A 22486-nucleotide genomic window follows, 5' to 3' on the forward strand; every position below is an offset into this window, starting at 1 on the left:
AATCCCGTTCACCGGAAATTTCGGGGGTGTGGAACGATCATTGTCGGCCATGTGCCTGATCGGAAAAGGTCAACAACTACGCGCCGGGACCACCGCGGTCCACGCGGGTGAACCTTGGCGCCGGTGTTACCGCGACGGCGGAAGAGCCCGGTCGCGGATGATGTGGGTCTTCCGCCTCTGTGGGTGTGCATGGCCGCATCGACGCTGAAGTGGGTAACCGGTCATCGGCTTCGGGGGCGGTACGGACTCCGTGGTCGGTCCCTCGTCTCCGGTGCGGTCACTTCTCGCAGATATTGATCAACCCGACACGACTGACCGCGGTCACAACCCGCGAACATCTGCGGTCGATTCACCCCCGTCACAATCAACTCGCACCGATTCGGGGCCCGAATCCCGTTCAGCACCACCTGACCGGGGGCGAGTCACCCCCCCGCTCTGACCCGCCGTCACCACCAGCGACAACGGCTTCTGGCCCTGCTCGACGACCAGGTGAAACTTGGTGGCCCAGCCACCGCGCGAGCATCCCAACCCGTTGAAGCAGCACTAGACGACGTTGCGGCCCTGTTGCTCTGCACCGAATTCGATCGGCCAACCATGTGCCCAACCTCCCGGGTCAGTACACGGACCGCGCGACCGTGACGTTCGGTAGCCTATATGCACTCTGCATGGTTCAATGCGGTATGCGCGATCTGCGGGTGGCGAATCTTCTGGGGGCGACCGCACTGGCGGTGACCGACCTGGTCGCCGAGTTACCGGGTGCCGCGACAGGGCTCAGCGTGCGGAGATCGGCGGCCCTGGTCACGCTCTCGGCCAGTCCGGACATCAGCGTGAGCGAGCTGGGGCGCCGGGTCGGGTTGACGCAGTCGGCCACGGTGAGACTGGTCGACACGTTGGAGGGCGACGGCCTGGTAGCGAGGTCTCGGGACCGATTCAATCCCAAGTCGGTGACCGTCGCTGTCACTGCCACCGGCGAGGCGATGGCGGGGCAGGTGCTGCGAGAACGAACCGTGGGCCTGGCCGACGTGGTGGATTCGTTGGATCCGGTGGACCAGCGGATCCTCGGCCCGTTGCTGAGCAAGCTGTTGTTCCGCTTGTACCAGCAGCGTGGACGAGCGCAGCACATGTGCCGGTTGTGTGACCGGAATGCGTGTAACACCGCAGCCGAGGTGTGTCCGGTGGGGGAAGCGGAGCGGCGGAGCCAGGACCTGGCGGCGCACGGTGATCCGGCGTGAGTCGCACGCGAATGCTCTGGCTGGTCACCGGGCTCGCCATGGTCGCCGCGGTGGCGTCGGGCTTCTCCCGGTTCGCCTACGGCCTGGTGCTGCCGGCGATGCGGTCGGCCCTGGCGTGGTCCTACACCACCGCCGGCGCGATCAACACGGTGAGTTCGGTGGGGTACCTCGCCGGCGCCGCCGTTGCCGCCCCGCTGGCCACCCGCGTCGGCGAGCGGCGGCTCGTGATCGTCGGTACCGCCATCACGGCGGCCACGGTGCTGGCCACTGCCGCCAGTGGGAACCTCGTGGTGATCGGCGTACTACGAGCACTGGGCGGTGCCAGCGCGGCCACTTCGTTCGTAGGAGGCGCCGCGATGGTGGCGCGGCTCAACAGTGCCGCCTCTGCGCGCTGGAAGGCGATGACCTTCGGGATCTACTTCGGTGTCGGCGGTGGACTGGGCATGGTCGTCCCCGGCGTTGTCGTGCCCTTCGTTCTGGCGCACGCTCCATGGTCGATGGCGTGGGTGGCGCTGGGGCTCGTGTCTTTGGTGGCGTTCGTGCTTTCCGCCGTTGCCACTGCCGCGGTTCGCCCCGCCCAGCCGGTCCCGCAGGATCAAGATCGCACCCGCCGCGGTTGGCTGATCCGCGAGATCACTCCGCTGCTGCTGGCCTACGGGCTGTTCGGCGCGGGCTACATCGTGTACATGACCTTCATCGTCACCTACCTCGACCAACGCGGCATGGGACAAGGGGAGATCGGGGCTTTCTGGGTACTGCTCGGCCTCGCTGCGATGGTGAGCGGATTCGCCTGGAGCCCGGTCTTGAGTCGTACTTCCGGCGGACGTGGCCCTGCGCTGACCCTGGTGACCGGCACAGTCGGCACTCTGTTCCCTCTTCTTTCCGATGCTCCCGCTGTCTCCTACCTGTCGGCGACGTTGTTCGGATTTTCCTTCCTGGCGACGGTGAGCGCGATCACTTCGTGCGCACAGGACGTGCTCGCGCCCCGGTACTGGACCAGTGCGATAGCTGTGCTGACGGTGGTGTTCTCGCTGGGCCAGTCGGTTGGCCCGGTCCTGTCGGGCATGGTGTCCGATGGTGGACGAGGCGTCCGGATCGGCCTGCTCATCGGTGCGATGTTCCTCGTCGTGAGCACCGTAGTGGTGCTGTTCCAGCGCGCGGAGCCCCGCGGAGACCGGGTCGAACGACGGCAGGCTCTCAACGGTGTGCTTGCTCGCAAAACCGGTTCCACCGTCGCGAAAAAGGGCTGAACCCTCAGACCCAGCCCTTGCGGTCGGGATGACAGGATTCGAACTCGCGACCCTCAGCTCTCAAAGCGGGAGCGGCTGAGCGCAGCGCTACCCCAGTGGAACTGCTGGTGGGCCGCGAGCGAAATCCGCAAATCGGAGGGGCGTAGGTCGATCATGTGCGCCACCGTCACGGGAGTTCCCCGCTGAACCGATACCGAATGTGCGAAGCGAGGCGACGTGGCTGTCACGTACGTGCTGGCGCGCGGTTGGAGCTGTCGTTCAACTGGTGGACGTGCCACCTTCAGTTGGCTCCGCTCCGCCGGTGCGACGTCTCCGGGCACCTCGACGTACGAGTGCCACTCGCGGATTGCTGGCGAGCACTTGCACGAGTACGCGAGCTGCGACCGCTCCGCGCTCCCCGTAGTTGTCTTATCACCCGCGACGTGTCCGGGCGGGTTGGCGCGGATCATGTCGAAGGGTTCACCGAGTGCGGTGGCCGTTGTGGTTAAAGGGTTCGGACAGTAATGCTGGGGCGGCCGCACGAGGCTATTTGCGCCTTCTCTTGCGTTCGTATTCAGCATGAGCTGCGCGGCATGATTCGCATCGACACCGATGTTTGGCATATCTAGAGTTATTGCCGTGCGGGGAAGGATTCTGATCACTTTTTCATTGGTGAGTATGTCGCGTTCGTCGGGTGAGAGGCTGCCTCAGATTCCGCAGGGGTCACGTATTTCCATCGCTTGATCCGACCTTGGCCACGTGTGGCCCGTATCGGGCGGCGAATCACTGGTTCGGCCCATTGCTGTGCGTTTCCCCCGCCGATAAGCAGGAGAAAGGCCATGGTTGAAAACAGGGTCGATCATGAACCGGCAGGGTCTGCGCGGTGGTCCGAGACGCCAGCCATTCGATCAAACGCGCCGTCGGGCTCGGCTCGGCCGTCATGGGGCGTCGAGCGCTCCGATGAAGTCGACGGTGTGCTGGATCAGTGCCGTCGCGTGGTGCCGAGGGTGGCGGTAGCGCGGTGGGAGCGGGGCGAATTTCGCGTGCCGCATTCGATTGGCCCAGGTCCGTGCGATGGCGATCGGGTGCAGTGGATCCTCTTCGTTGCCGAGTACCAGGACGGGGCACCGTACTTTCGCGAGCGATTCGGGCCGGTCGTAGGGAACCGAGGCGGGGACGGTGCGCAGCAGGTCGGCGAGTCGACCCGGGTCGGGTGCCTCGAACGAGGACAGCAAGGCCATGGCCGCCTCAGGAGCGTGGACGTACATGGTCCGGTAGGGCTGGGAAGAGGTGAAGGCGTCCGGGGAAGTGCCGTCGAGGTGGTCGGCGACGGTGCGCAGGACGTCCAGGTTCGGCGGGTGCGGTTCGTGCAGCCACGCCGGCCGGACGCAGATCGCGGCCCGCACGGCGCCGGGGTCCCGCAGCGCCAGGCGCACGGCGACCCCGGCGCCCATCGAAATGCCGAAGACGAGGAAGTCCCTTGGCAGTCGGAGGTGGTCGACGAGGGCGAGGACCTCGTCGGCCATGCTGTCGAAGTCCCGGCCGTCGAGGTCGGGCGCCAGTACGGTCCGGTTGGCGAGCGCCTCGTCCCACGGCAGGCCCAGCACCTGGCGACGATCCGCGCCCAGTCCGTGCAGCAGGACCAGCGGAGTGGTGCCGGGGACCCGGCGGCAGTGGTGGGTCATGCCGGGTCCCGGTGCGACAGCACGAATTCGCGGGCTTGCGGGAGGTCCGACGGCGCCACGTCGTGGATGACGACGGGGACGGGTTCGGGGAGCAGGGCCCATCGGCGGAAGAAGAGGCCGAAGTCGACCAGGCCCGAACCGAGCCCGTGCCGGGGGTGGGAGTCCTTGGCGTGGACGCTCACGATCCGGTGGCCGAGCGTGTCGAACGCTTCGTCGAGGATGTCGGCTTGGTGACCGGCGTTCTCGGGGGTGATCAGGTTTCCCGGGTCGAGGATGACGCCGACCGTGCCGTCGACGTCTCGGAGCAGGCGCCGCGCCGCGCCGGCGCTGTCGATGACGTTGCCGGGGTCCGGTTCCACCCCGAGCCGGACCCCGGCCTCGCGCGCGGCGGGGACGAGTTGCCGCATCGTGGCCAGGAGGTCGGAGTAGGCGCGGGGCGAGGCGTTGTCGGGATGCCAGGCCCATTTGTCCGTGGGGTGGCGGCTTCCCGTGCACAAGCTGATCATCCGCACCCCGAGCGAGGGCGCCTGGTGGATCAGCGCCACGGCCTCGGCGGTGCTCCGGTGCCTGCGGTCCGGATCGGGGTCGATCATGTTGTACGTCGCCGACATGCTCGTGATCGCGACGGCGGCCTGGTCGAAGGCGGCGCGGACGGCAGTCGCCCCTGGCGCGTCGAGTTGGTTCAGGCCCGCGCTGGCGAGGTTGAAGTGCACCTGGCCGAAGCCCGAATCGCTGACGGTGTGCGCGAGGTCGGAGGCGTTCATCGGCGGCCAGGTCCGGCTGAAGACGCCGAGGTCGTCCTCGGTGAGAATGTGGGGCATGCGGGCCTACGCGCTACGGGCCGCGTCGATGAACCGGCGCGCGCGGTCGGGGTCGACGGGATTCCAGGTGTGCCCGTCGACCTTGAGGTCGCTGCCGACCACGCAGCCGTCCGCGTGGGGGAGGTAGCCGGCGATCGTCGCGGCTTTGGCGCCGGTGTTGAGCAGCACGGGGAGGTCGGCGGGGACCGCGTCGCGGACGGACGCGACGGTCGAGACCGCCGGTTCGGCCCCGGCCATCGGGCCGGAGACCAGGATCGCGTCGGGCAGGCTGGAGACGGCTGTGGACCGGGCGACGTCCGCGGCGGAGCGCTGGCCGATCGCGGAGGCGAACTCCGGCGTGACGTTCATGAAGATGCCCAGATCCGAGCGGTCCAGCCGGCGCCGCTCCCGCAGGACCTCACCGGCGTCCGGGCTCCACAGTCCCATATCGGACTCCCAGGTCCCGGAGACGACCTCGCGCATGAAGCGCGCGTCGGTGGCGACCGAAACCGCGAGCGCGCAGCGCGGATCCCACAAGTAGTCCACCCCGTACGGTCGGTCTGTCGGGTGGGCGTGCGCGACGACCCTGCTGAGTGCCGCGGCATCGGCCAAGCCCGCGTTCAGGCGGTACGGCCGATCGTTTTCGTTGCAGAACAGGATCGCGTCGAAACCGGCGTCGCACAGGACTTCGACGTCCCTTCGCACGGCGTCGAGCAGGCCGTTCATGCCGAGATCGGCGTCGTAGAGCGGTGTCCCCGGCAGAGCCGGTACGTGTGCCATGGCGATGAGGGGTTTCGCGATGCCGGGGAAGATGTCGGTGAAACGTCCCATCGGGACCTCCGAATGCGGTGTCGAGGAAGGGGTGTCGAGGAAGGGGGAATCAGGCCGCGGCCTTGTGCACGGCTTCGACCAGTTCCAGCGCGGCGACACCGTCGTCGATGCCGGGCTGCGGGTCGGTGTCGTCGCGGATGGCGTCGGCGAACGCCTCGAGCTGCCGCCGGTACGGGTCGCGGTACCCGAATTCGGGCCGCGTGGACGTGCCGGCCGGCTCGTCGAACAGCGTCACGGCACTGACGTCGCGGGTGAACGGAAACGGCACCGCGATCCTCAGGTGACCGCGGTCGCCGTAGATGTCGAACCCTTCGGTCCAGCGGCCGTGCACGCTCGCGGTGACCTCGAAGGCGGCCACCCCGGCCCCGGAGCGCAGCCTGCCCAGGCCGTGCCAGCTGTGGTCTTCACCGGCCACGGCCAGTTCCGCGGAGGTGACCTCGATGTCCCCGACGAGATAGCGCAGCAGGTCGAAGGTGTGCACGGCGTGCGTGCGGAGTAGGTGCTCGGTCCGGCGCGTCCGCTTGAACTCGGCCTCCCGCTGCCGCACCTCGGGATCGATCGCCATCGCGGGGAACAACGCGTCCTCGGTCGGTGGGCGAAGCGCCGACATGACCCGGTACCAGGCGCTGACCGTGTACACGTCGCCGATGCGCCCGTCCGCGACGGCCTCGGCCGCGTACTGCAGCCCGGGGTCGTGGCGCTTCATGCTCGCCACCTGGAACTTCCGGCCGGATCGGACCACGAGTTCGCGCAGCCGGTGTGCCTCGTCGGCGGTCGCGGCGGCCGGTTTCTCGACGAGCACGTGCCGGCCCGCCGCGAGGGCGGCACCGCTGATCTCGAAGTGGGCCCGGTCCGGGACCGCGATCAGCACGGCATCGATGTCCGCGGCGAGGAGGTCGTCGAGGGCCGGATGGACCGGCACCCCGTACCGGCGGCCGATCTCACCGGACAGGTGCGCGCTGGGGTCGTACACGCCGGCCAACCGCACGCCGTCCGCCTTGGCGAGTGCCGGCAGGTGGGCCGCCTGCGCGATCCGGCCGCAGCCGACGAGCCCGATCCGGACTTCCTGGTCTGTTTCGTTTCGCTTGTGGAGTCGCACTCACCGAGCCAAACATGCACAGTTCCGTGCAGTCAATGCCTGATAGCGTGCAGTCAAACTTGCACGGTCCGCAGGGCTGGGCCGTAGGCGTCGCGGTGCTCGGCTGGCAGGGCGTCGTCAGTCAGGATCGTGTCGAACTCGGCGAGCGGGCACACCGGGGCGAGCGCGCGGCGGCCGAACTTCGAGCTGTCGGCCACTAGGACCGCGCGGTCGGCGGCGGCGATCATGGCCTGTTTGACGGGGACCTCGATGACGTTGATGTTGGTGACGCCCGCCGCCGGATGGATCGCTTCGGCGCCGATGAAGGCCCAGTCCGCGTGCAGGGCGGTCAGCGCGGCACCGGTGTCCGGTCCGACCAGAGTGTAGACGGTGTCGACCAGGAAACCGCCCGTCACGTGCAGGCGGTTGGTGGGGTGCCCGGCCGAGCGCACGCCCACCATCAGGTCGTTGGTGATCACGGTCAGGCCCTGCCGGGCGCGCAGGGCGGAGGCCAGGTGGTACATCGTGGAACCGCTGTCGACTATGACGCTCTGGCCGTCGCTGACCAGGTCGGCGGCGGCCTGGCCGAGCGCTTTCTTCGCCGGCGCGTTCTCCACGCGCCGGACGCTGTAGGGCAGATCGACCGCGTCCGCGGGATCGGCGGGCAGCACCCCGCCCCTGGTCCTCCGGACCAGCCCGGCGCGCTCCAGGTGCGCGAGATCCCGGCGGATGGTGGAACCGTCGACGTTCAGTTCGCGGGCCAGGCCGCGCACCCCCAGGTAGCCGTGCGTCCGCGCGCGTTCGAGCAGAATCCTGCGCCGGTCGGTCGATGACACCGTGCGTCCCCTCCCTGGAGTGTGCAATCTCGACTGCACACACTAATACCTTGACCACGCTTTACGTGCAGTTCAGACTCCCTGCAATGCACGTTATCGTGCAGTTTGTGCGCTCAAGCAGGCATCGCGGGCACTCGAACCCACCTTGGTCGAACCCACCGTGCGCAGCCCACCAGGAGGTCGAAGATGACGCATCCATCGCCACCCGAAGGGCGGCCGACGACGGCCGCCGAACCGGTGTCGCTGCGGTCCAACGCTGTCGGGTTGCTCGGGTTGACCGTGCTCGGGGCCGTGATGATGTCACCGGCGATGGGCGTGTACGGCACGTGGGGCCCGATGGAGGGACTGGTCGGCAGGATCGTGCCGCTCGTTTTCCTCGCCGCACTGCTGATCTCGTTGCCCAACGCGATCAGCTACGTCATCGTCAACCGCGAGATGCCCGCGACGGGCTCGGCGTTCACCTGGACGTCGCGCACGTCGAACCCGGTGGCCGGGCTACTGGTCGGCCTGGTCATGGTGACCTACTACATCATCCAGGTGATCGTGCAGCCCGTGCTGTTCGGCCTCTTCTTCAACGATCTGCTCGCTGAGCTCGGCTTGCCGACCGGGACGGGGACGCTGCTGCTCGGCGCCGCGCTGGTCACCGCGGTCGTGTGCCTGACGACCTACCGCGGGATCCAGGCATCGACGCGCTCGGCGGTCATCTTCCTGGTGGCCGAAACCGGGGTGCTGCTCGCCCTGTGCGTGACGGTGATCGCGACCCGCGGCGCGCACCACGAACTGAGCCTCGCTCCGTTCGTACCGTCCCAGGGGAGCGGGAACCTTTCGACGTTCTGGGCCGCCGTGCTGCTCGGTGTGCTTTCCTTCACCGGTTTCGACGTGATCTCCACGGTCGCCGAAGAATCCCGTGCTCCCAAGAAGCTCCTGCCGAAGGCCACCTTCCTCGCCGTCACCGTGGTCGGCCTGGTCTGGGCGGGCGCGACGTGGGCCTTCTCCCTGTCCGAACCTCCGGAAACGGTGGCGAAGTACAACGAAACCGGGCTGACGGCGGTGACACCGATGGCCCGTGACTACTGGGGATGGGGGTCGATCCTGATCATCATCACCGCCCTCACCGCGTTGACCGCCATTTACGTGACGACCGTCGTCGGGGCATCCCGCGCCCTCTACGCGATCGCGCGCCAAGGTCTGCTCCCGCGACGGCTCGCGCAGCTCCATCCGCGCACGCGCGTTCCGCACCACGCCATGACCGTGGTCTACGTGGTGAGCCTGACCTGCGGGGCCGTAGTGGTCGCTGCGCTGCGCAACGGCGTCGACGCGTTCGTGTGGTGGTCGCAGGCGGCGGTGTTCTTCGCGCTCGTGCTGTACAGCAGCGTCAACCTCGCGAACCTGCGCTACTTCCTCCGCGTCGCACCGGAACGGCGCCGGTGGCTGCCCAACGTGGTCCTGCCCGTCGTGGGGATCGGTATCAACGGCTACGTCATCTGCCGGAGCTTCGTGGTATCCCTGTGGGGCTCCGGATTCCGCCTCGGTCAAAGCGTCGTGATCGCGGCGTTCGCCCTGCTCCTGCTGTGCGCGGGCTACACGTTCGCCCTGCGGCGGCGCGCCCGTGAAGCCGAAAACGAGGTCCCCGCGTGAAGATCAGCGTCATCGGCAACCTCGGGCTCGACGTCGTGGCGGCACAGGTCGACCGCATGCCGCCGCCCGGCACCGAGGTCATGATCGACACCATCGACGTCCGTCCCGGCGGCAGCGCGGGAAACACCGCGATGGCACTCGCCGCCCTTGGTGTGCGGCACGAACTGCACGCCTCCCTCGGCGACGACACCACCGCGACGCTCGTCCGAGCCCTGCTCACCGAAGGCGGTGTTGACTGCTCCCACCTGCGCACCACCCCCGGTACGCCGACAGCGGTGTCGATCGCCGTTCAGAGCAACCGGCGCGACCGAGGTTTCCTGGCCACCGACGGCCACCTCCGTTCCTACGACCGCGATTCCGTCCCCCGCGAAGCGCTCACGGCCGATCTCGTGCTGTTCACCGGTTACTTCACCACCCCGGCGCTGCAGGGACCGCCGACGGAGCAGATGCTGCGCCAGGTCAAGGCCTCCGGCGGACGCACCCTTTTCGATCCCGGCTCCGACCCCGACGGCTGGCGGCCCCACACCCTGACCACGCTGAAGTCCCTGCTGCCACTCGTGGACGTCTTTCTGCCGAACGCGCGGGAACTGGCGGTCGTCGCCGGCATCGAAGATCCCCGGGCCGCGACGAAGGCACTGCACGAACTCACCGGAGGCCATGTGATCGCCAAACTCGGTGCCGACGGCTGCCTTGGCATCGGCCCGGGAGAAGACTTCACCTGCTCGGCTCGGTCGGCGCGAACCGCGGACACGACCGGCGCCGGCGACGCCTTCAACGCCGGCCTGCTCTACGGCCTCGCCCACCGGTTGCCCTGGCCGCGCGCCGCCCGCGACGCGACGATCGTGGCTACCGAAGCCGTTTCCCGCACCTCGCCCCACCGGCACATCCGTGAACCGGACCTGATCGACCTGCGGAACCACCGAAGCTGACGCGCGGGGCCGTCCATTCGGGACAGTCGGTCGTACAGGGCGGGGGAGTGGAGCCAGTCGCGGATCGATGCGGTCGGCCTTTCGGGCTACCACACCCACGCGCGGCACTCCGGCGAAAACAGCACCGAGATCCATGTCCCGCATGCTGCAACTCCGGGTCGGTACATTCTTCCGCCCTGATAAAATCGACCGCGAAAACGCATTCAAATACGACGAGGTGTAGCGGGGAATGCTTGACCGTGCCGGGCGCGACGAGTTGCATTACGCGGCCGCGGACAACGACGTGGTAACGGTGAAGGAACGGCTCGATGCCGGGGTCGACGTCGACCTGGCCGAGCGCCGCTCCGGTTTCACCCCGCTGCACTTCGCCGTGCAGGGCGGCGCGCTCGACACCACCGTCGCTCTGCTCGACGCTGGTGCGGACATCCAGGCACCCACCGTGCCGCGAGGAGCGTCGCCGCTGCACCTGGCGGTGTCGGGCTGGCGGCTGAACCCGGACGGGGCGATGATCGATCTGCTGCTCGCCCGCGGTGCCGACAAAACCGCCCGCGAGAAGAACGGGTGGACGCCGGACGATCTCGCGAAAGGCGCCTTCGAGTTCCCGGCCGCCCTCGCCGCGAAGCTGCACCCATGACCGATCCTCGGCTCGCCGAGGCGCGTCATCGGCCAGTTCCGGCGTGCCGGTCCAACGCGGTGAGGACGTTCCGGAGCGCTGGCCGCGTACAGTTCCGCGGCCAGGCTGGTCCGACATCCGGCAGTTCTCGCCCGGAGGAACGACTTCCGCGTCGGCGAAACCATGATCGGGACGCCGAACCGGGTTCTGATCGCTTGGAGCGCGGTCAGCCGCCGTTCGAAGAACCGCTCCAGCGCCGCCAGTACCGTCCGCGCATCGGTGCGCACCTTGGTCGCGGGTCCGTGCCGCTGCACGGAGTGCATGACGATGAGACGGCATCCGGTGTCGGCCAGCTCCGCGTACCGGTCCGGGTCGGGAAATCCTTGGATGTCGTTGAGAAACGTGGCACCACGAGCGGCGGCGAACCGGTGGGTCCGGGGTTGGCACGAGTCGATCGACACCGGGACGCCGTCGGCGACCAAGCGGTTCAGGGCCAGGTCCAGCCGCCGCATCTCCTCGTCGGCGGTCACCGGCTCGGCGCCAGGATGACTGGCCGCGGGCCGAGTTCGACGACATCGGCGCCCGCTGCCAGCAATCGGTGAGCGTGCGTGAGCGCGGCGGTGGGCGCCAGGAACCGGCCACGGTCGGCGAACGAGTCCGCGGTGACGTTGACGACCCCCACCAGCCGAGGCCGACACTCGGACACTCCCGATGAGGTCAGTGCGGAATCGAGCCGCCGTGGTGGCACCGCCTTTTTCCTCGTCGCGTGAACGTTCGGATCTCACCGAGCTCGGCCGAGCGGATGAGGTGTGGGATCTGAGCGAGCCGTTGGCATTCGTGGTGGCCGAACGCCTTGTCGCGGGGTGAAGCAGGCGATCCGGCCGATGCGGCGGCCGCGTCGGAGGAGTTGCTCGCCGACCGATCGCGAGAGCTGTCGACGTGAGCCTCCGAACCGGTAAGCCCCGACGGCGCCGCCACCCCAGACCCGGCAGGAGGGCTCCGGGTCTTCATCGAACCGGGCCTCTGGAGACCGACCGGATTTCCTTGGTGCGCGGAGTGCGCACGGTGGATGTGAACGCTTCTCGGTCACGTAGTGCCGCGGGTGTGCGCCGAGACGCATCTTCGCCGAGTGACGCGTAGCGGAGCGCTGCCGCGCACGGGCATCCGCGGCGACGCTCGCGTCAGTCCCTGCCGGCGTGCACGATCTTCTCGGCGAGCAGCCGGGGGTTGGTGAAGACGACCTCGTGGCTGCCGGGCGATTGCACCAGGCGGTGCAGGCCGAGCCGTCCGGACATCCGCGGATGCCATCCCCACTCGCCGGGCGGGAGCGCGGTGTCGTCGGTGCAGTTCAGGTAGCTCTTGGCGATCTCCAGCCGGGGGAACTTCGACAGGTCGAGCCGATCCACGAAGGGCTGGTACGGCGTCGGCGACAGCTGTTGGTAGGCGGCCGTCGCGCGGTCGAGGTCGGCGTCCTGGATGAACGCCTCCCGCCAGATCGGGAACGGCAACATCACCGTGTTGTCGTCCGACTCGCCGGCCAGCCGCGCGAACAACTCGCGATAGGCGGGCGGGAGGTCGTCGTTGACGCTGGTACCCGGCAGCGGCACGAAAGCGCCCCAGAAAACCAGGCGGCGCAGCCGCTCCGGGATCTCCTCGGCGACCCGCGCGATCACCGTCCCGCCGAAGCTGTGGCCGACCAGCACCACGTCCGCGAGATCGTGGTCCACGATGAACCGCCGGATCGACCGCACGCAGTCGTCGTGGTCGACCGCCTTGTCCGCCCCTTTGCCATGACCGGCGATCGTCGGACTGTGGGCGACGTGACCGAGTTCCGCCAACCTGGGAACGACGGCGTTCCAGGCCGAGCCGTCGTGCCAGGAACCGTGCACGAGCACGAACGTGATCATGATGGACCTCCGGTTGTCGGTGCGCGAACGGTGAACGGCGAGAGGCGCCCTCGGCGAGGGCTTCCGGGCCTCGGACGCATGACGACAGCACGGGCTAGAGCGGAGGTTGGCGAACCCGACCATCGCTTATCCTCCCCCGACGTCCACGTTTTCGAGGCTCGCGGGCGAAGGGTAGTACCGGCCCTGGGGGAGCGGTCCCGGCTTCTCTGGTACGCCGCCGACGACCGCGGCTGGGAAGGTGGCTTCGGCCGCTCCTGCTCAAGTCGGCTCGAGTCATCATGCTCGCGCCATGACCGAGAAATCCCGCTTCGCGGTTTCATTCGGTCCACCCTCCATTGTGGATCGTTCGGTCAGCGCGCGTTCGGGACCTCTCCCGGCGTCCGCGCGACATGGTGCGGAGCCAGACGACGTCCGCACGCCAGGGGACCTGCTCTCCGGCCAAGAACGCGGCCGTAGCTCCCAGCGCGGCTGATCTCCGTCCGCCCGGTCGGCTTGGTAGCGGGTGCCGAACCGGTGGGGGTTTTTGGGACGCGCGGACATAGTTCCGGCGGGCGGCTCCGGCGAGGGTGGGCGGATGAATCAGTTCAGCATCGGAGGTGTGGGGTGAGGCTTGCCGAAGTCGAGCTGCGGCGGATTCGACTGCCGTTGCTCGCGCCGTTTCGTACCTCGTTCGGGGCCGAGTTCGATCGGGACATCCTGCTGATCGGGGTGGTGACCGAGGACGGGGTCCGAGGCTGGGGCGAATGCGTCGCCGGGCACTCGCCGCTGTACAGCTCGGAACACGTTGCTGGGGCGCACCAAGTGATCCAGGACGTGTTGCTGCCCCGGCTGTGGCCCTTGCCGGACGTGCGGGCGCATCGCGCCGAGGCGGCGCTGGCGCCGGTGCAAGGGCATCGGATGGCCAAGGCGGCGATCGAGATGGCGCTGCTCGACGCCGAGTTGCGCACGGTGGGTGTGCCGCTGGCGGAGCATCTGGGAGCGGTGCGGGAGGCGGTGCCCGCCGGGGTTTCGGTGGGGATCGCCGATTCGCTGCCGGAGCTGCTGGACAGCGTGGCCGGGTTCCTGGACGCCGGTTACCGGCGGATCAAGTTGAAGATCGAGCCGGGGTGGGACGTGACCGCGGTACGGGCGGTGCGGGAGCGGTTCGGCGACATCGGGTTGCAGGTGGACGCCAACGCCGCCTACTCGCTGGCCGACGCCAACCACCTGGCCGAGCTCGACCAGTTCGGCCTGTCCCTGATCGAGCAGCCGCTGGCCGAGGACGACCTGCGGGGGCACGCCGCGCTGGCACGGCGGTTGCGCACGCCGATCTGCCTGGACGAGTCGATCACCAGCGCGCGGGCGGCGGCGGACGCGGTGGCACTGGGGGCCTGCCAGATCGTCAACATCAAGTCCGGCCGGGTCGGCGGGCTGCTGGAGGCGCGCCGGGTGCACGACGTGTGCGCGGCCAACGGACTGCCGGTGTGGTGCGGCGGGATGCTGGAGACCGGGATCGGGCGCGCGGCCAACGTGGCGTTGGCCGCGTTGCCGAACTTCCGGCTGCCAGGGGACACGTCGGCTTCGGACCGGTACTGGCGGCGAGACGTCGTGACCGAGCCGTTCGTCCTGCGGGACGGGTCGGTGCGAGTGCCGGAAGGTCCGGGGCTGGGGGTCGAGGTGGACGAGGCGTGGCTGGCGGAGTTGACCACCTCGGTCGACCGGGTACGGCCACCGGAACAGGGCTAAGCTCGGTGAATGGCGGCGGGCCCGGCGGCATGACCAGCACCCTCGGCGGACTGCTCGAGCACCTCGAGATCCTCCGGGTGCTGGCGGCCCCGGCCGGGCTGGCGGCCGAGGTCGACGATGTCCTGGTCTACGACCCGACGGATGACGTGCCGATCGCGGAGCGGGATCTGGTGCTGGGCGTCGGAGTGGACGAGCGCGGCGCGGTCGAGCTGGTGCGGGCGGCCGGCCGGGCGGGGGCCACCGGCGTGGCGGTGAAGGTGCGTGACGGTGCCGACGTCGGCGCGCTGGTGGCCGAGGCCACCAGCGCCGGGGTGGCGCTGTTGCAGGTCAACCAGGGCACCGCGTGGGGGCAGCTGTACACGTTGCTGCGCACCGCGGCGGCCGGGCTGGGCCTGACCGCCGAGTCCAGTGCGGGCGGGATCGCGGTCGGTGACCTGTTCACGCTTGCCAACGCGGTCGCCGCGATGGTGGGCGGGCCGGTCACCATCGAGAGCCCGCAGTCCGCGGTGCTCGCCTACTCCAGTCTGGACGAGCCGATCGACGAGCACCGGCAGCGCACCATCCTCGGCCGCCGGGTGCCGAACAGCTGGCAGCGCCGGCTCGAGGACGACGGGGTGTTCCACCGGCTGTGGGGCAGCGAGCAGGTCGTCCGGATCGCCTACGACGAGCCGAGCGACTTCCGGACCCGGCTGGCCATCGCGGTGCGCGCTGGTGGGCAGATCCTCGGGTCGATCTGGGTGGCCGAGGGGCGTAGTCCGCTGGGGCCGGAGGCGGAGCAGGCGTTGCGGGCCGCCGCCGGGATCGCCGCCCTGCACCTGGTGCGGCACCAGGTGGGGGACGACCTGCAGCGGCGGCGCAACGGCGAGTTGTTCCGGTCGGTGCTGGACGGGCGGCGGCCGGCGGAGTTGCTGGCCGAGCCGTTGAACGTGTCGCGGCAGTCGTTCACCACCGTGCTGGGGTTCGGGTTGCGCACCACGGCACGGGCGGACCTGGCGGTCCAGCTGGACCGGGTGGCCAGCCTGGTCACGATGTACGCCGAGGCGTACCGGCACCAGTTGGTCTGCACGGCCATCGGCAACGTGGTGTACGTGCTGCTCACCGATGCCGCCCGGCCGGACCCGGCGCCGTTGCGCCGGCTGGCGGGGGCGATCGTGGAGCAGAGCCGGGATTCGCTGGGGATCGCCGTGCAGGCCGGGATCGGCGCCACCGTGGCCGGGCTGGACGATCTGGCGCACAGCCACCACGAGGCCAACCTGACGCTGCGGGTGCTGGCCGAGCGGGGGGCCGGGCCGGGGGTGGCCACGCTGGAGGACGTGCGGGCCGAAGTGGTGCTGCTTCGGCTGCGCGACCTGGTGGGCCAGGAACCGGAGCTGCTGGCAGGCAAGTTGGACGTGCTGGCCGATATCGACGCGAAGAAGGGGCACACCTCCTACCTGCCCACGTTGCGGGCCTACCTCGACTCGCTGGGGGACCTGCCCGCCGCGGCGGCGTCGCTGGAGGTGCACCCGAACACCTACCGATACCGGTTGCGCCGGTTGACCGAGCTGGCCGGTATCGACCTGGCCGACCCGGTGCAGCGGCTGGTGCTACACCTGCAGCTGCACCTGCTGTCGGCGGACCCGACGACCGCGTCGGATCGTCGACCGGGACGAAGCCGGTCCGGTCAGTTGGGTGCGGACCACGATGAGTAGCCGCGGCGGGACCAGCAGCATGACCCTATGCGACGACACTCCCTCTCCCACCCGGCCGCACCGGAACGGGCCGCCGCCGCCGCGTCGGCCGCGGCGCTGCGTGCCGACGTCGAAGTCCGCGAGCTGACCACGCCGGACGCCACCGCCGGCGCCGAGCGGCTGTTCCGCGCGATCTGGCAGACCGGTCCGCGGTCCGCGCCGGTCGGCTCGGACCTGATGCGAGCGTTGGCGCACTCCGGTAACTACGTGGCCGGGGCGTACCGGGGGGACCGGCTGATCGGGGCCTCGGTGGCGTTCTTCACCGACGGCACCCCGGCCACGCTGCACTCGCACATCGCCGGGGTGGACCCCGGCGTGCAGGGCCGGCACGTCGGGTTCGCGCTCAAGCTGCACCAGCGGGCCTGGGCGCTGGCCAGGGGCATCGGTTCGATCAGCTGGACGATGGATCCGCTGGTGCGCCGCAACCTGTACTTCAACCTGGCCAAGCTGGGTGCCGAGGTCGCGGAGTACCTGCCTGACCACTACGGCCGGATGCGGGACGGGATCAACGCCGACGACCGCAGCGACCGGCTGCTGCTGGCCTGGCCGCTGGCCGCGGAGCGGGTGCACGCGGCGGCCGAGGGGACGCCGTGTCCGGTGGACCCCGGGGCAGCGGCGCTGCTGCTGACCATGGGACCGGGCGGAGCGCCGGAGCCGGGCGCCGCCGAGGGAACCGTGCTGATCTGCCAGGTTCCGCCGGACATCACGGCGCTGCGGACGGCCGACCCGGAGCTGGGCGCGGCCTGGCGGCAGGCCCTCAGCATCGCGCTGACCGGTGCGTTGGCCGTCGGCTACCAGGTGGTCGGGGTCGACGCGCAGGGGGACTACGTGCTGGCGAAGTGACAGGCGACCTGGTGCCGGTCCGATCCGGTCAGCGGTGGATCGTCCGTCCGGCACACCGCGCGGTCCGGGTGGGCGGCCGGGCCGATCGGGCAGCGGGGGTGGAACCGGCAGCCGGGCGGTGGCTGGTGCGGGTCGGGTGGTTCGACGTCCAGCACCTCGATGCCGGTCTCGGCCGAGGCCGCCAGCTGGGGCACGGCGGCGACCAGCGATCGGGTGTAGGGGTGGGCGGGCGCGGCGAGCAGGTCGGCGGTGGCGGCGTGCTCGACCACCCGGCCGAGGTGCAGCACGGCGACCGCGTCGCTGACGTAGCGCACCACGGCCAGGTTGTGCGAGATGAACAGGATGGTCAGGCCGAGGCGGCGTTGCAGGTCCCGGACCAGGTTGAGGATCGCACCCTGCACCGAGACGTCCAGCGCCGAGGTGATCTCGTCGGCGATCAGCACCCGCGGTCGCACGGCCAGCGCCCTGGCGATGGACACCCGTTGCCGTTGGCCGCCGGACAGCTCGCGGGGTAGCCGTCCGGCCAGCTCGGTGTCCAGGGAGACCAGGGCCAGCAGGCGGTCGACCTCGGCGGCGCGGTCGGAGCGGGAGACGTGCCCGGCGGCGGTGACCGCCTCGCCGATGGTTTCGCCGATCCTCATCCTGGGGTCCAGCGAAGTGCTGGGATCCTGGAAGATCATCTGGACCTGGTGCCGGAACTCGCGTCGCCGGCTGCCCTTCGGCCGGGTGACGTCCTGGTCGCCGAGCAGGACCTGGCCGCCTTCGACCGGGGCCAGCCCGACGATCGCCCTCGCCAGCGTGGACTTCCCGGAGCCGGACTCGCCGACGAGGCCGAGCACCTGCCCGCTGGGCACGATCAGGTCCACCCGATCGGCCGCGATCAGCGAGCGGGTGCCGGACCGGTAGCGGACGGTCAGGCCGGTGGCGCGCAGTGTGGTCATGGCCTCGATCCGTTTTCGGTGTGGTGCGGGTGCCAGCAGGCGACGCGGTGCCCGGTGGCCAGGACGCGCAGTGGGGGCCGGTCGGTTCGGCACCGGTCACCTGCCCGATCGCAGCGGGCGGCGAACGGGCAGCCGGCGCCGATCTCGTGCGGCAGCGGCGGCCGGCCGGGGATGGTGGCCAGCGGCTCGTCCCGGTCGCAGGCCAGGTCGGGCACCGAGGCGACCAGCGCCCGGGTGTACGGGTGCGCGGCGGCGTCCAGCGCCCAGGTGGGCAGGTCCTCCACAATGCTGCCGGCGTACATCACCAGCACTCGCTCGGCCAGTTGGCCGAGCATGGCGATGTCGTGCGTGATGACCAGGGCCGCGGCCTCGCGGTCCGTGTTGACCTGGCGCAGCAGCCGGAGGATCTGCTGCTGCACGGTGACGTCCAGCGCGCTGGTGGGTTCGTCGGCGATGATCAACTTCGGGTCGCCCATCAGGCCCATGCCGATCACCGCGCGTTGTCGCATGCCACCGGACAGCTCGTGCGGGTACTGCCGGGCCCGGCGTTGCGGGTTGGCGATGCGCACCGCGCGCAGCCGGTCCACGGCCAGTTGCCAGGCCGGGCCGCGCGGCTGGCCGCCGTGTACCTCGGCGACCTCGGCGAGCTGCCGGCCGACCAGCAGTGACGGGTTCAGCGAGGTGCCGGGGTCCTGGAACATCATGGCCAGTGAGGTGCCCAGCAGCCGCCGGGTGTCCGCGTCGGCCGGTTGGCGCAGGTCCCGGCCGAGTAACCGCAGCGAGTCGGCCGTGACCACGGCGGATTCGGGCACCAGCTGGGCCAGCGCGAGCGCGGTGAGGCTCTTGCCGCTGCCGGATTCGCCGACGATGCCGACCAGTTCGCCGCGGCGGAGCGTGAAGTCGACCCCGCGGACCGGGGTGAGGCCGCCGGGGAAGGTGATGGTCAGCCCGGAGACGGTGAGCACCGGGTCCGCGTCGCCGGTGTGTTCCGGGGGCGGTGGCGCCGGCTGGCTGACGCGGGCCGGGCGGCCGCGTACGCTTTCGGCCAGTGCCTCGCCGAGGCCGTTGAACGCCAGCCCGGCCAGGACGATCGCGATGCCGGGGCCCAGCGCGGCGGCGGGGGAGACGTAGATCCGGCCGAGGCCCTCGGACAGCATCCGGCCCCAGTCGTAGCTGGGTGCCTGCACGCCGAGGCCGAGGAAGCTCAGCCCGGACATGGCCAGCAGTGCCTGCCCGATGGCCAGCGTGAGGTTGAGGATCAGCGGCTCGGCCACGTTGGGCAGCACGTGCCGCAGCAGCACCCGCCCGCGCGGTACCCCGACCAGTGCGGCGGCGGCCACGTAGTCCGAGTCGGCCACCGACGCGGCCAGCGTCTGGGTCAGCCGGGCGATGCCGGGTGCCCCGGCGACGCCGATGGCCAGCACGGCCGAGGGCGCGCCCACGCCGAGTACCACGGCCAGGAAGATGGCCAGCAGCAAGGCGGGGAACGCCACCAGGAAGTCGATCACGGCGGTGACCGCGCGGGCGCCGCGCCGGCCGAGCACCGCGGGCAGCGCGCCCAGCGGGACGCCGATCACCGCGGCGACCACGATGCTCAACGCGGCCAAGGCCAGCGACGGGCTGGTCGCGACCAGCAGCCGGGCCAGGTTGTCCCGGCCCAGGTTGTCGGTGCCGAACGGGTGCGCGGCCGAACCGCCCTCCAGCAGGTGCTCGATGTCCCGCTGTTCCGCGGCGTCGCCCCAGATCAGCGGGCTGAGAATGGCCAGCAGCACGAACAGGACCAGCAGCACGCCGCAGGTCAGGCCGGTCGGGGTGCGCAGCGCGGCCCTGAGCCCGCGCCGCCGGTTGCCGTCCATCAGGTCCTCCGGATGGTGGATCGCGGGTCGAGCAGACCCAGCAGCAGGTCCACCGCCACGTTGACCAGCAGCACGGTGGCGCCGAGTACCAAGATCACCGCCTGGGCCAGCGGATAGTCGCGCTGCACCACCGAGTTGACCACCAGGGTGCCGACCCCCGGCCAGGCGAACACGTTCTCCACCAGCACGGTGCCGCCGACCAGTCCGGCGAGCAGCAGGCCACCCAGGGTGAGGGTGGCGGTGAGCATGTTGGGCAGCACGTGCCGCAGGTACAGCAACCGGGTCGGCAGCCGTTTGCCCCTGGCCACCCGCAGGTAGTCCTCGCCGAGCACGCGCAGCGTCTCGGCCCGCACGATCCTGGTCAGCGCCGCGATCGAACCGAGGGACAGCGCCGCGACCGGCAGCAGGTAGGACACCGGCCCGTCCTGTCCCGCCACCGGCAGCCACTGCAACCGCACGGCGAACACGAACACCAGGCCGACCCCGATCAGGAACTCCGGCACGGTGGCCAGCACACCGGTGACGCCGGTGAACACCAGCTCGGTGCCGCGTCGCCGGCCGGTCCGGGTCGCGGCGGCGACCAGCATGCCCAGCGGCACCGACACCAGCATGATCACCGCGAAGGCCAGCCCGGCCAGCAGCGCGCTGTTCGGCAGCCGCTCGCCGAGCACCTCGGCTACCGGCAGGTTGGTGGTGAACGAGGTGCCCAGGTCTCCGGTGAACAAGCCGTGCAGGTAGTGCCAGTACTGCTCGAGCAGCGGGCGGTCCAGCCACAGCGCGTGCTGCCGCGCTTGCACCAGCTCGGGAGTGGCCCGGGAACCCAGTGCGGTGCGCACCGGATCGCCGGGGATCAGGTGGATCATCGCGAAGGCCAGCGTCACCAGCACGAACAACGACACGACCAGGCGCAGCAGCCGGCGGGCCAGGAAGCTCAGCCACACCGGTGCCGCGCCGCGGGGTGTCGACCGGTCATCGACTTCGGGCACGGCCACCTGGTCAGCTCGCCACCATTCGGATGCTGGTCGGTTCCAGTCCCCAGATACCCGGTTGGTAGGTCGCCTTGTTGCCGAAGTAGTGCACCAGCCCGGTGGACACCGGCACTACGTCGCCCGCGCGCAGCAGCGCCTGCTCGGCCCGCTGCCACAGCGCGCAGCCCGCGTCGCCGGGGGTCTTGCCGGCTTGCCCGCTGAGGTTCGCGTACTCGGCGTTGTCGATGGCGCTGAAGTTGGTGCCGGCCGGTGGCTTGGCACCGGACAAGTAGCCGACCAGCTGGGACGGGTAGCTGACTCCGATGCCGAACACGGTCGCGTCCCAGGTGTCACCGTTGACGAACAGTTCCTGGTTCAACGCCGTGAGCTCCTTCGCGGCGAGCTTGACCTCCGCCCCCAGCGGTTTCCACCAGTTGCTGACCAGCTCCATGCCGGCGTCGTTGGCCGGTGACCCGGCCGAGTAGAGCAGCGTGATCGCGAGGCGCTGGCCGTTCTTGGCGCGGACACCGTCCTGGCCGGGCACCCAGCCCGCCTTGTCCAATGCGGACTTGGCCGCCTCGACGTCGTGGCCCGGCAGCGTGCCGGTCACCGAGTCGTAGTCGCACGGCCGGGGCTCGTTGGGTTCCAGATTGGTGGCGCGGCGCCCGTTGTTCTCGGTGAGCACCTTGGTCAGCTGGTCCAGGTCGAGGCCCGCGGTCAGCGCGCTGCGCACGGCAGGGTCGGCGCCGGGGTGGTTGGGCCGCTGGTTGAAGTAGAGGGTGTTGGGCGAGCTGGTCACCTGCATCTCGTGGTAGCCGTGCCCGGCCAGCCGCTGCCGGTCCTGGCCGAGCACCGAGATCCCGTTGAGCTGGCCGGACAGCAACAGGTTCGCCGCGGTCGACTCGCTCTGCACGATCTTGAGCACGACCTTCGCCGGGGTGCCGGGCGCGTCGGTCTTGGCGCCGTTCGGGCCCCACGCGTAGTCCTTGCGCACCTCGAACGTGTAGTGGTCCTCGGCCACCGCCTCGGTCAGCCGGTACGGGCCGGTGCCGTCGGTGCCGTGTGCGAGCTTGCCGCGGTCCGCGGTTCCCTTGGCGCACACGATCGGCACGGTGCCCGCGCCGGTGAGCAGGAACCCGAACGGCTGCGCGGTGGCGATCGTGACGGTGCTGGCCGCGTCGTCGGCGCGCACGGTGAAGTTGGCGTCCGGCAGGTTGTTGCCGATCAGCGGGGACTGGTTGGCGGGATTGCGGATGTACTCGAAGTTCGCCGCCACCTGGGTCGCGGTCAGCGGGCTGCCGTCCACACAGGTCACTCCTTTGTGGAGGGTGTAGGTGACGCTGTTGGGCGTGACTTCCCATTTGGTGGCCAGCTGCGGCACGGGGCGCCCCTGGTGGTCCATGTTGACGAGCGTGTCGTAGCCGAACGCGTCCACGATCGCGGCGGGGCCGCTTTCCGCCCGCAGCGGATCCAGGTTGCCGGGGTCGGCGCCCAGTGAGGTGCTGAAGGTGGCACCGTCCACATAGTTCTTCGGTCCGCCGGCACCGGCCGGATTGCCGGTACCGGCGCAGGACGCCAGTAGGAGTGCACCGGCGAACACCACGCCGGCGGTCGGGACGATCCTCATGACCAGGCTCCTTCGTCG

The 22486-nt window shown here is 70.1% G+C and carries 19 protein-coding genes and 1 pseudogene; 8 read left to right on the top strand and 12 right to left on the bottom strand.

Going from position 1 to position 22486, the window contains the following annotated elements; genetic code table 11:
• The first annotated feature begins 680 nt into the window (after positions 1–680).
• On the top strand, positions 681–1232 hold the full coding sequence (locus tag HUW46_RS34980; protein WP_215543004.1) for a MarR family winged helix-turn-helix transcriptional regulator: 552 nt from the start codon (positions 681–683) through the stop codon (positions 1230–1232).
• An 11-nt stretch (positions 1233–1243) separates the two neighbouring features.
• Entirely contained in the window at positions 1244–2482 is a 1239-nt protein-coding gene (locus HUW46_RS34985) for a YbfB/YjiJ family MFS transporter (RefSeq protein ID WP_215543005.1), read from the top strand.
• A gap of 917 nt (positions 2483–3399) precedes the next feature.
• Here HUW46_RS34985 and HUW46_RS34990 read toward each other — a convergent pair.
• Genes HUW46_RS34990 through HUW46_RS35010 form a run of 5 tightly spaced genes read right to left on the bottom strand, consistent with a single transcriptional unit; the run spans position 3400 to position 7691 of the window.
• On the bottom strand, positions 3400–4146 hold the full coding sequence (locus tag HUW46_RS34990; protein WP_215543006.1) for an alpha/beta fold hydrolase: 747 nt from the start codon (positions 4144–4146) through the stop codon (positions 3400–3402).
• Positions 4143–4967, bottom strand: coding sequence for a sugar phosphate isomerase/epimerase family protein (locus tag HUW46_RS34995; protein ID WP_215543007.1), 825 nt, complete (start codon positions 4965–4967; stop codon positions 4143–4145). The genes HUW46_RS34990 and HUW46_RS34995 overlap by 4 nt, the downstream gene beginning before the upstream one ends.
• A gap of 6 nt (positions 4968–4973) precedes the next feature.
• Positions 4974–5777, bottom strand: coding sequence for a BtpA/SgcQ family protein (locus HUW46_RS35000; protein ID WP_215543008.1), 804 nt, complete (start codon positions 5775–5777; stop codon positions 4974–4976).
• A gap of 49 nt (positions 5778–5826) precedes the next feature.
• On the bottom strand, positions 5827–6876 hold the full coding sequence (locus HUW46_RS35005; protein WP_215543009.1) for a Gfo/Idh/MocA family protein: 1050 nt from the start codon (positions 6874–6876) through the stop codon (positions 5827–5829).
• A gap of 53 nt (positions 6877–6929) precedes the next feature.
• Positions 6930–7691 carry a DeoR/GlpR family DNA-binding transcription regulator gene (locus HUW46_RS35010; RefSeq protein ID WP_215543010.1) on the bottom strand — a complete coding sequence of 254 codons (762 nt, stop codon included), beginning with the start codon at positions 7689–7691 and terminating at the stop codon, positions 6930–6932.
• 186 nt (positions 7692–7877) lie between these two features.
• On the opposite strand from HUW46_RS35010, the gene HUW46_RS35015 reads away from it, so the two are divergent.
• The 3 genes from HUW46_RS35015 to HUW46_RS35025 all read left to right on the top strand — a co-directional run bounded on the left by HUW46_RS35015 (position 7878) and on the right by HUW46_RS35025 (position 10892).
• Positions 7878–9329: an APC family permease gene (locus tag HUW46_RS35015; RefSeq protein WP_215543011.1), complete on the top strand. Its 1452-nt coding sequence runs from the start codon at positions 7878–7880 to the stop codon at positions 9327–9329.
• Positions 9326–10258 (top strand): carbohydrate kinase family protein, encoded by a 933-nt coding sequence (locus tag HUW46_RS35020; protein WP_215543012.1) that lies wholly within the window; start codon positions 9326–9328, stop codon positions 10256–10258. Before HUW46_RS35015 ends, HUW46_RS35020 begins: the two co-directional genes overlap by 4 nt.
• 229 nt (positions 10259–10487) lie before the next feature.
• Positions 10488–10892 (top strand): ankyrin repeat domain-containing protein, encoded by a 405-nt coding sequence (locus tag HUW46_RS35025; RefSeq protein WP_215543013.1) that lies wholly within the window; start codon positions 10488–10490, stop codon positions 10890–10892.
• 254 nt (positions 10893–11146) lie between these two features.
• On the opposite strand, the pseudogene HUW46_RS49110 reads toward HUW46_RS35025, so the two are convergent.
• The 3 genes and pseudogenes from HUW46_RS49110 to HUW46_RS35040 form a co-directional block, all read right to left on the bottom strand.
• Positions 11147–11383, bottom strand: a pseudogene (locus HUW46_RS49110) (dihydropteroate synthase); the annotation flags it as partial.
• Positions 11384–11397: 14 nt separating this feature from the next.
• Positions 11398–11553: a dihydropteroate synthase gene (locus HUW46_RS35035; RefSeq protein WP_215543014.1), complete on the bottom strand. Its 156-nt coding sequence runs from the start codon at positions 11551–11553 to the stop codon at positions 11398–11400.
• Between the two features lie 499 nt (positions 11554–12052).
• Entirely contained in the window at positions 12053–12778 is a 726-nt protein-coding gene (locus HUW46_RS35040; RefSeq protein WP_215543015.1) for an alpha/beta hydrolase, read from the bottom strand.
• Positions 12779–13381: 603 nt separating this feature from the next.
• Here HUW46_RS35040 and menC point away from each other — a divergent pair.
• The 3 genes from menC to HUW46_RS35055 are packed head-to-tail and all read left to right on the top strand — an operon-like array spanning position 13382 to position 17076.
• Entirely contained in the window at positions 13382–14503 is a 1122-nt protein-coding gene (menC, locus tag HUW46_RS35045; protein ID WP_215543016.1) for an o-succinylbenzoate synthase, read from the top strand.
• 29 nt (positions 14504–14532) lie between these two features.
• Entirely contained in the window at positions 14533–16194 is a 1662-nt protein-coding gene (locus HUW46_RS48890; RefSeq protein ID WP_215543017.1) for a PucR family transcriptional regulator, read from the top strand.
• A gap of 27 nt (positions 16195–16221) precedes the next feature.
• Complete coding sequence (locus HUW46_RS35055) at positions 16222–17076, top strand: GNAT family N-acetyltransferase (protein ID WP_215543018.1); 855 nt, start codon at positions 16222–16224, stop codon at positions 17074–17076.
• Here the strand turns inward: HUW46_RS35055 and HUW46_RS35060 are convergent.
• The 4 genes from HUW46_RS35060 to HUW46_RS35075 are packed head-to-tail and all read right to left on the bottom strand — an operon-like array spanning position 17058 to position 22468.
• Positions 17058–18017, bottom strand: coding sequence for an ABC transporter ATP-binding protein (locus HUW46_RS35060; RefSeq protein WP_215543019.1), 960 nt, complete (start codon positions 18015–18017; stop codon positions 17058–17060). The genes HUW46_RS35055 and HUW46_RS35060 overlap by 19 nt on opposite strands.
• Positions 18014–19873: a dipeptide/oligopeptide/nickel ABC transporter permease/ATP-binding protein gene (locus tag HUW46_RS35065; protein WP_215543020.1), complete on the bottom strand. Its 1860-nt coding sequence runs from the start codon at positions 19871–19873 to the stop codon at positions 18014–18016. The genes HUW46_RS35060 and HUW46_RS35065 overlap by 4 nt, the downstream gene beginning before the upstream one ends.
• Complete coding sequence (locus tag HUW46_RS35070) at positions 19873–20859, bottom strand: ABC transporter permease (RefSeq protein WP_254125195.1); 987 nt, start codon at positions 20857–20859, stop codon at positions 19873–19875. The genes HUW46_RS35065 and HUW46_RS35070 overlap by 1 nt, the downstream gene beginning before the upstream one ends.
• A gap of 10 nt (positions 20860–20869) precedes the next feature.
• Complete coding sequence (locus HUW46_RS35075; RefSeq protein WP_215543021.1) at positions 20870–22468, bottom strand: ABC transporter substrate-binding protein; 1599 nt, start codon at positions 22466–22468, stop codon at positions 20870–20872.
• Between the last annotated feature and the right edge of the window lie 18 nt (positions 22469–22486).

Source organism: Amycolatopsis sp. CA-230715, from assembly GCF_018736145.1.
In the GTDB taxonomy this organism is placed as follows: domain Bacteria; phylum Actinomycetota; class Actinomycetes; order Mycobacteriales; family Pseudonocardiaceae; genus Amycolatopsis.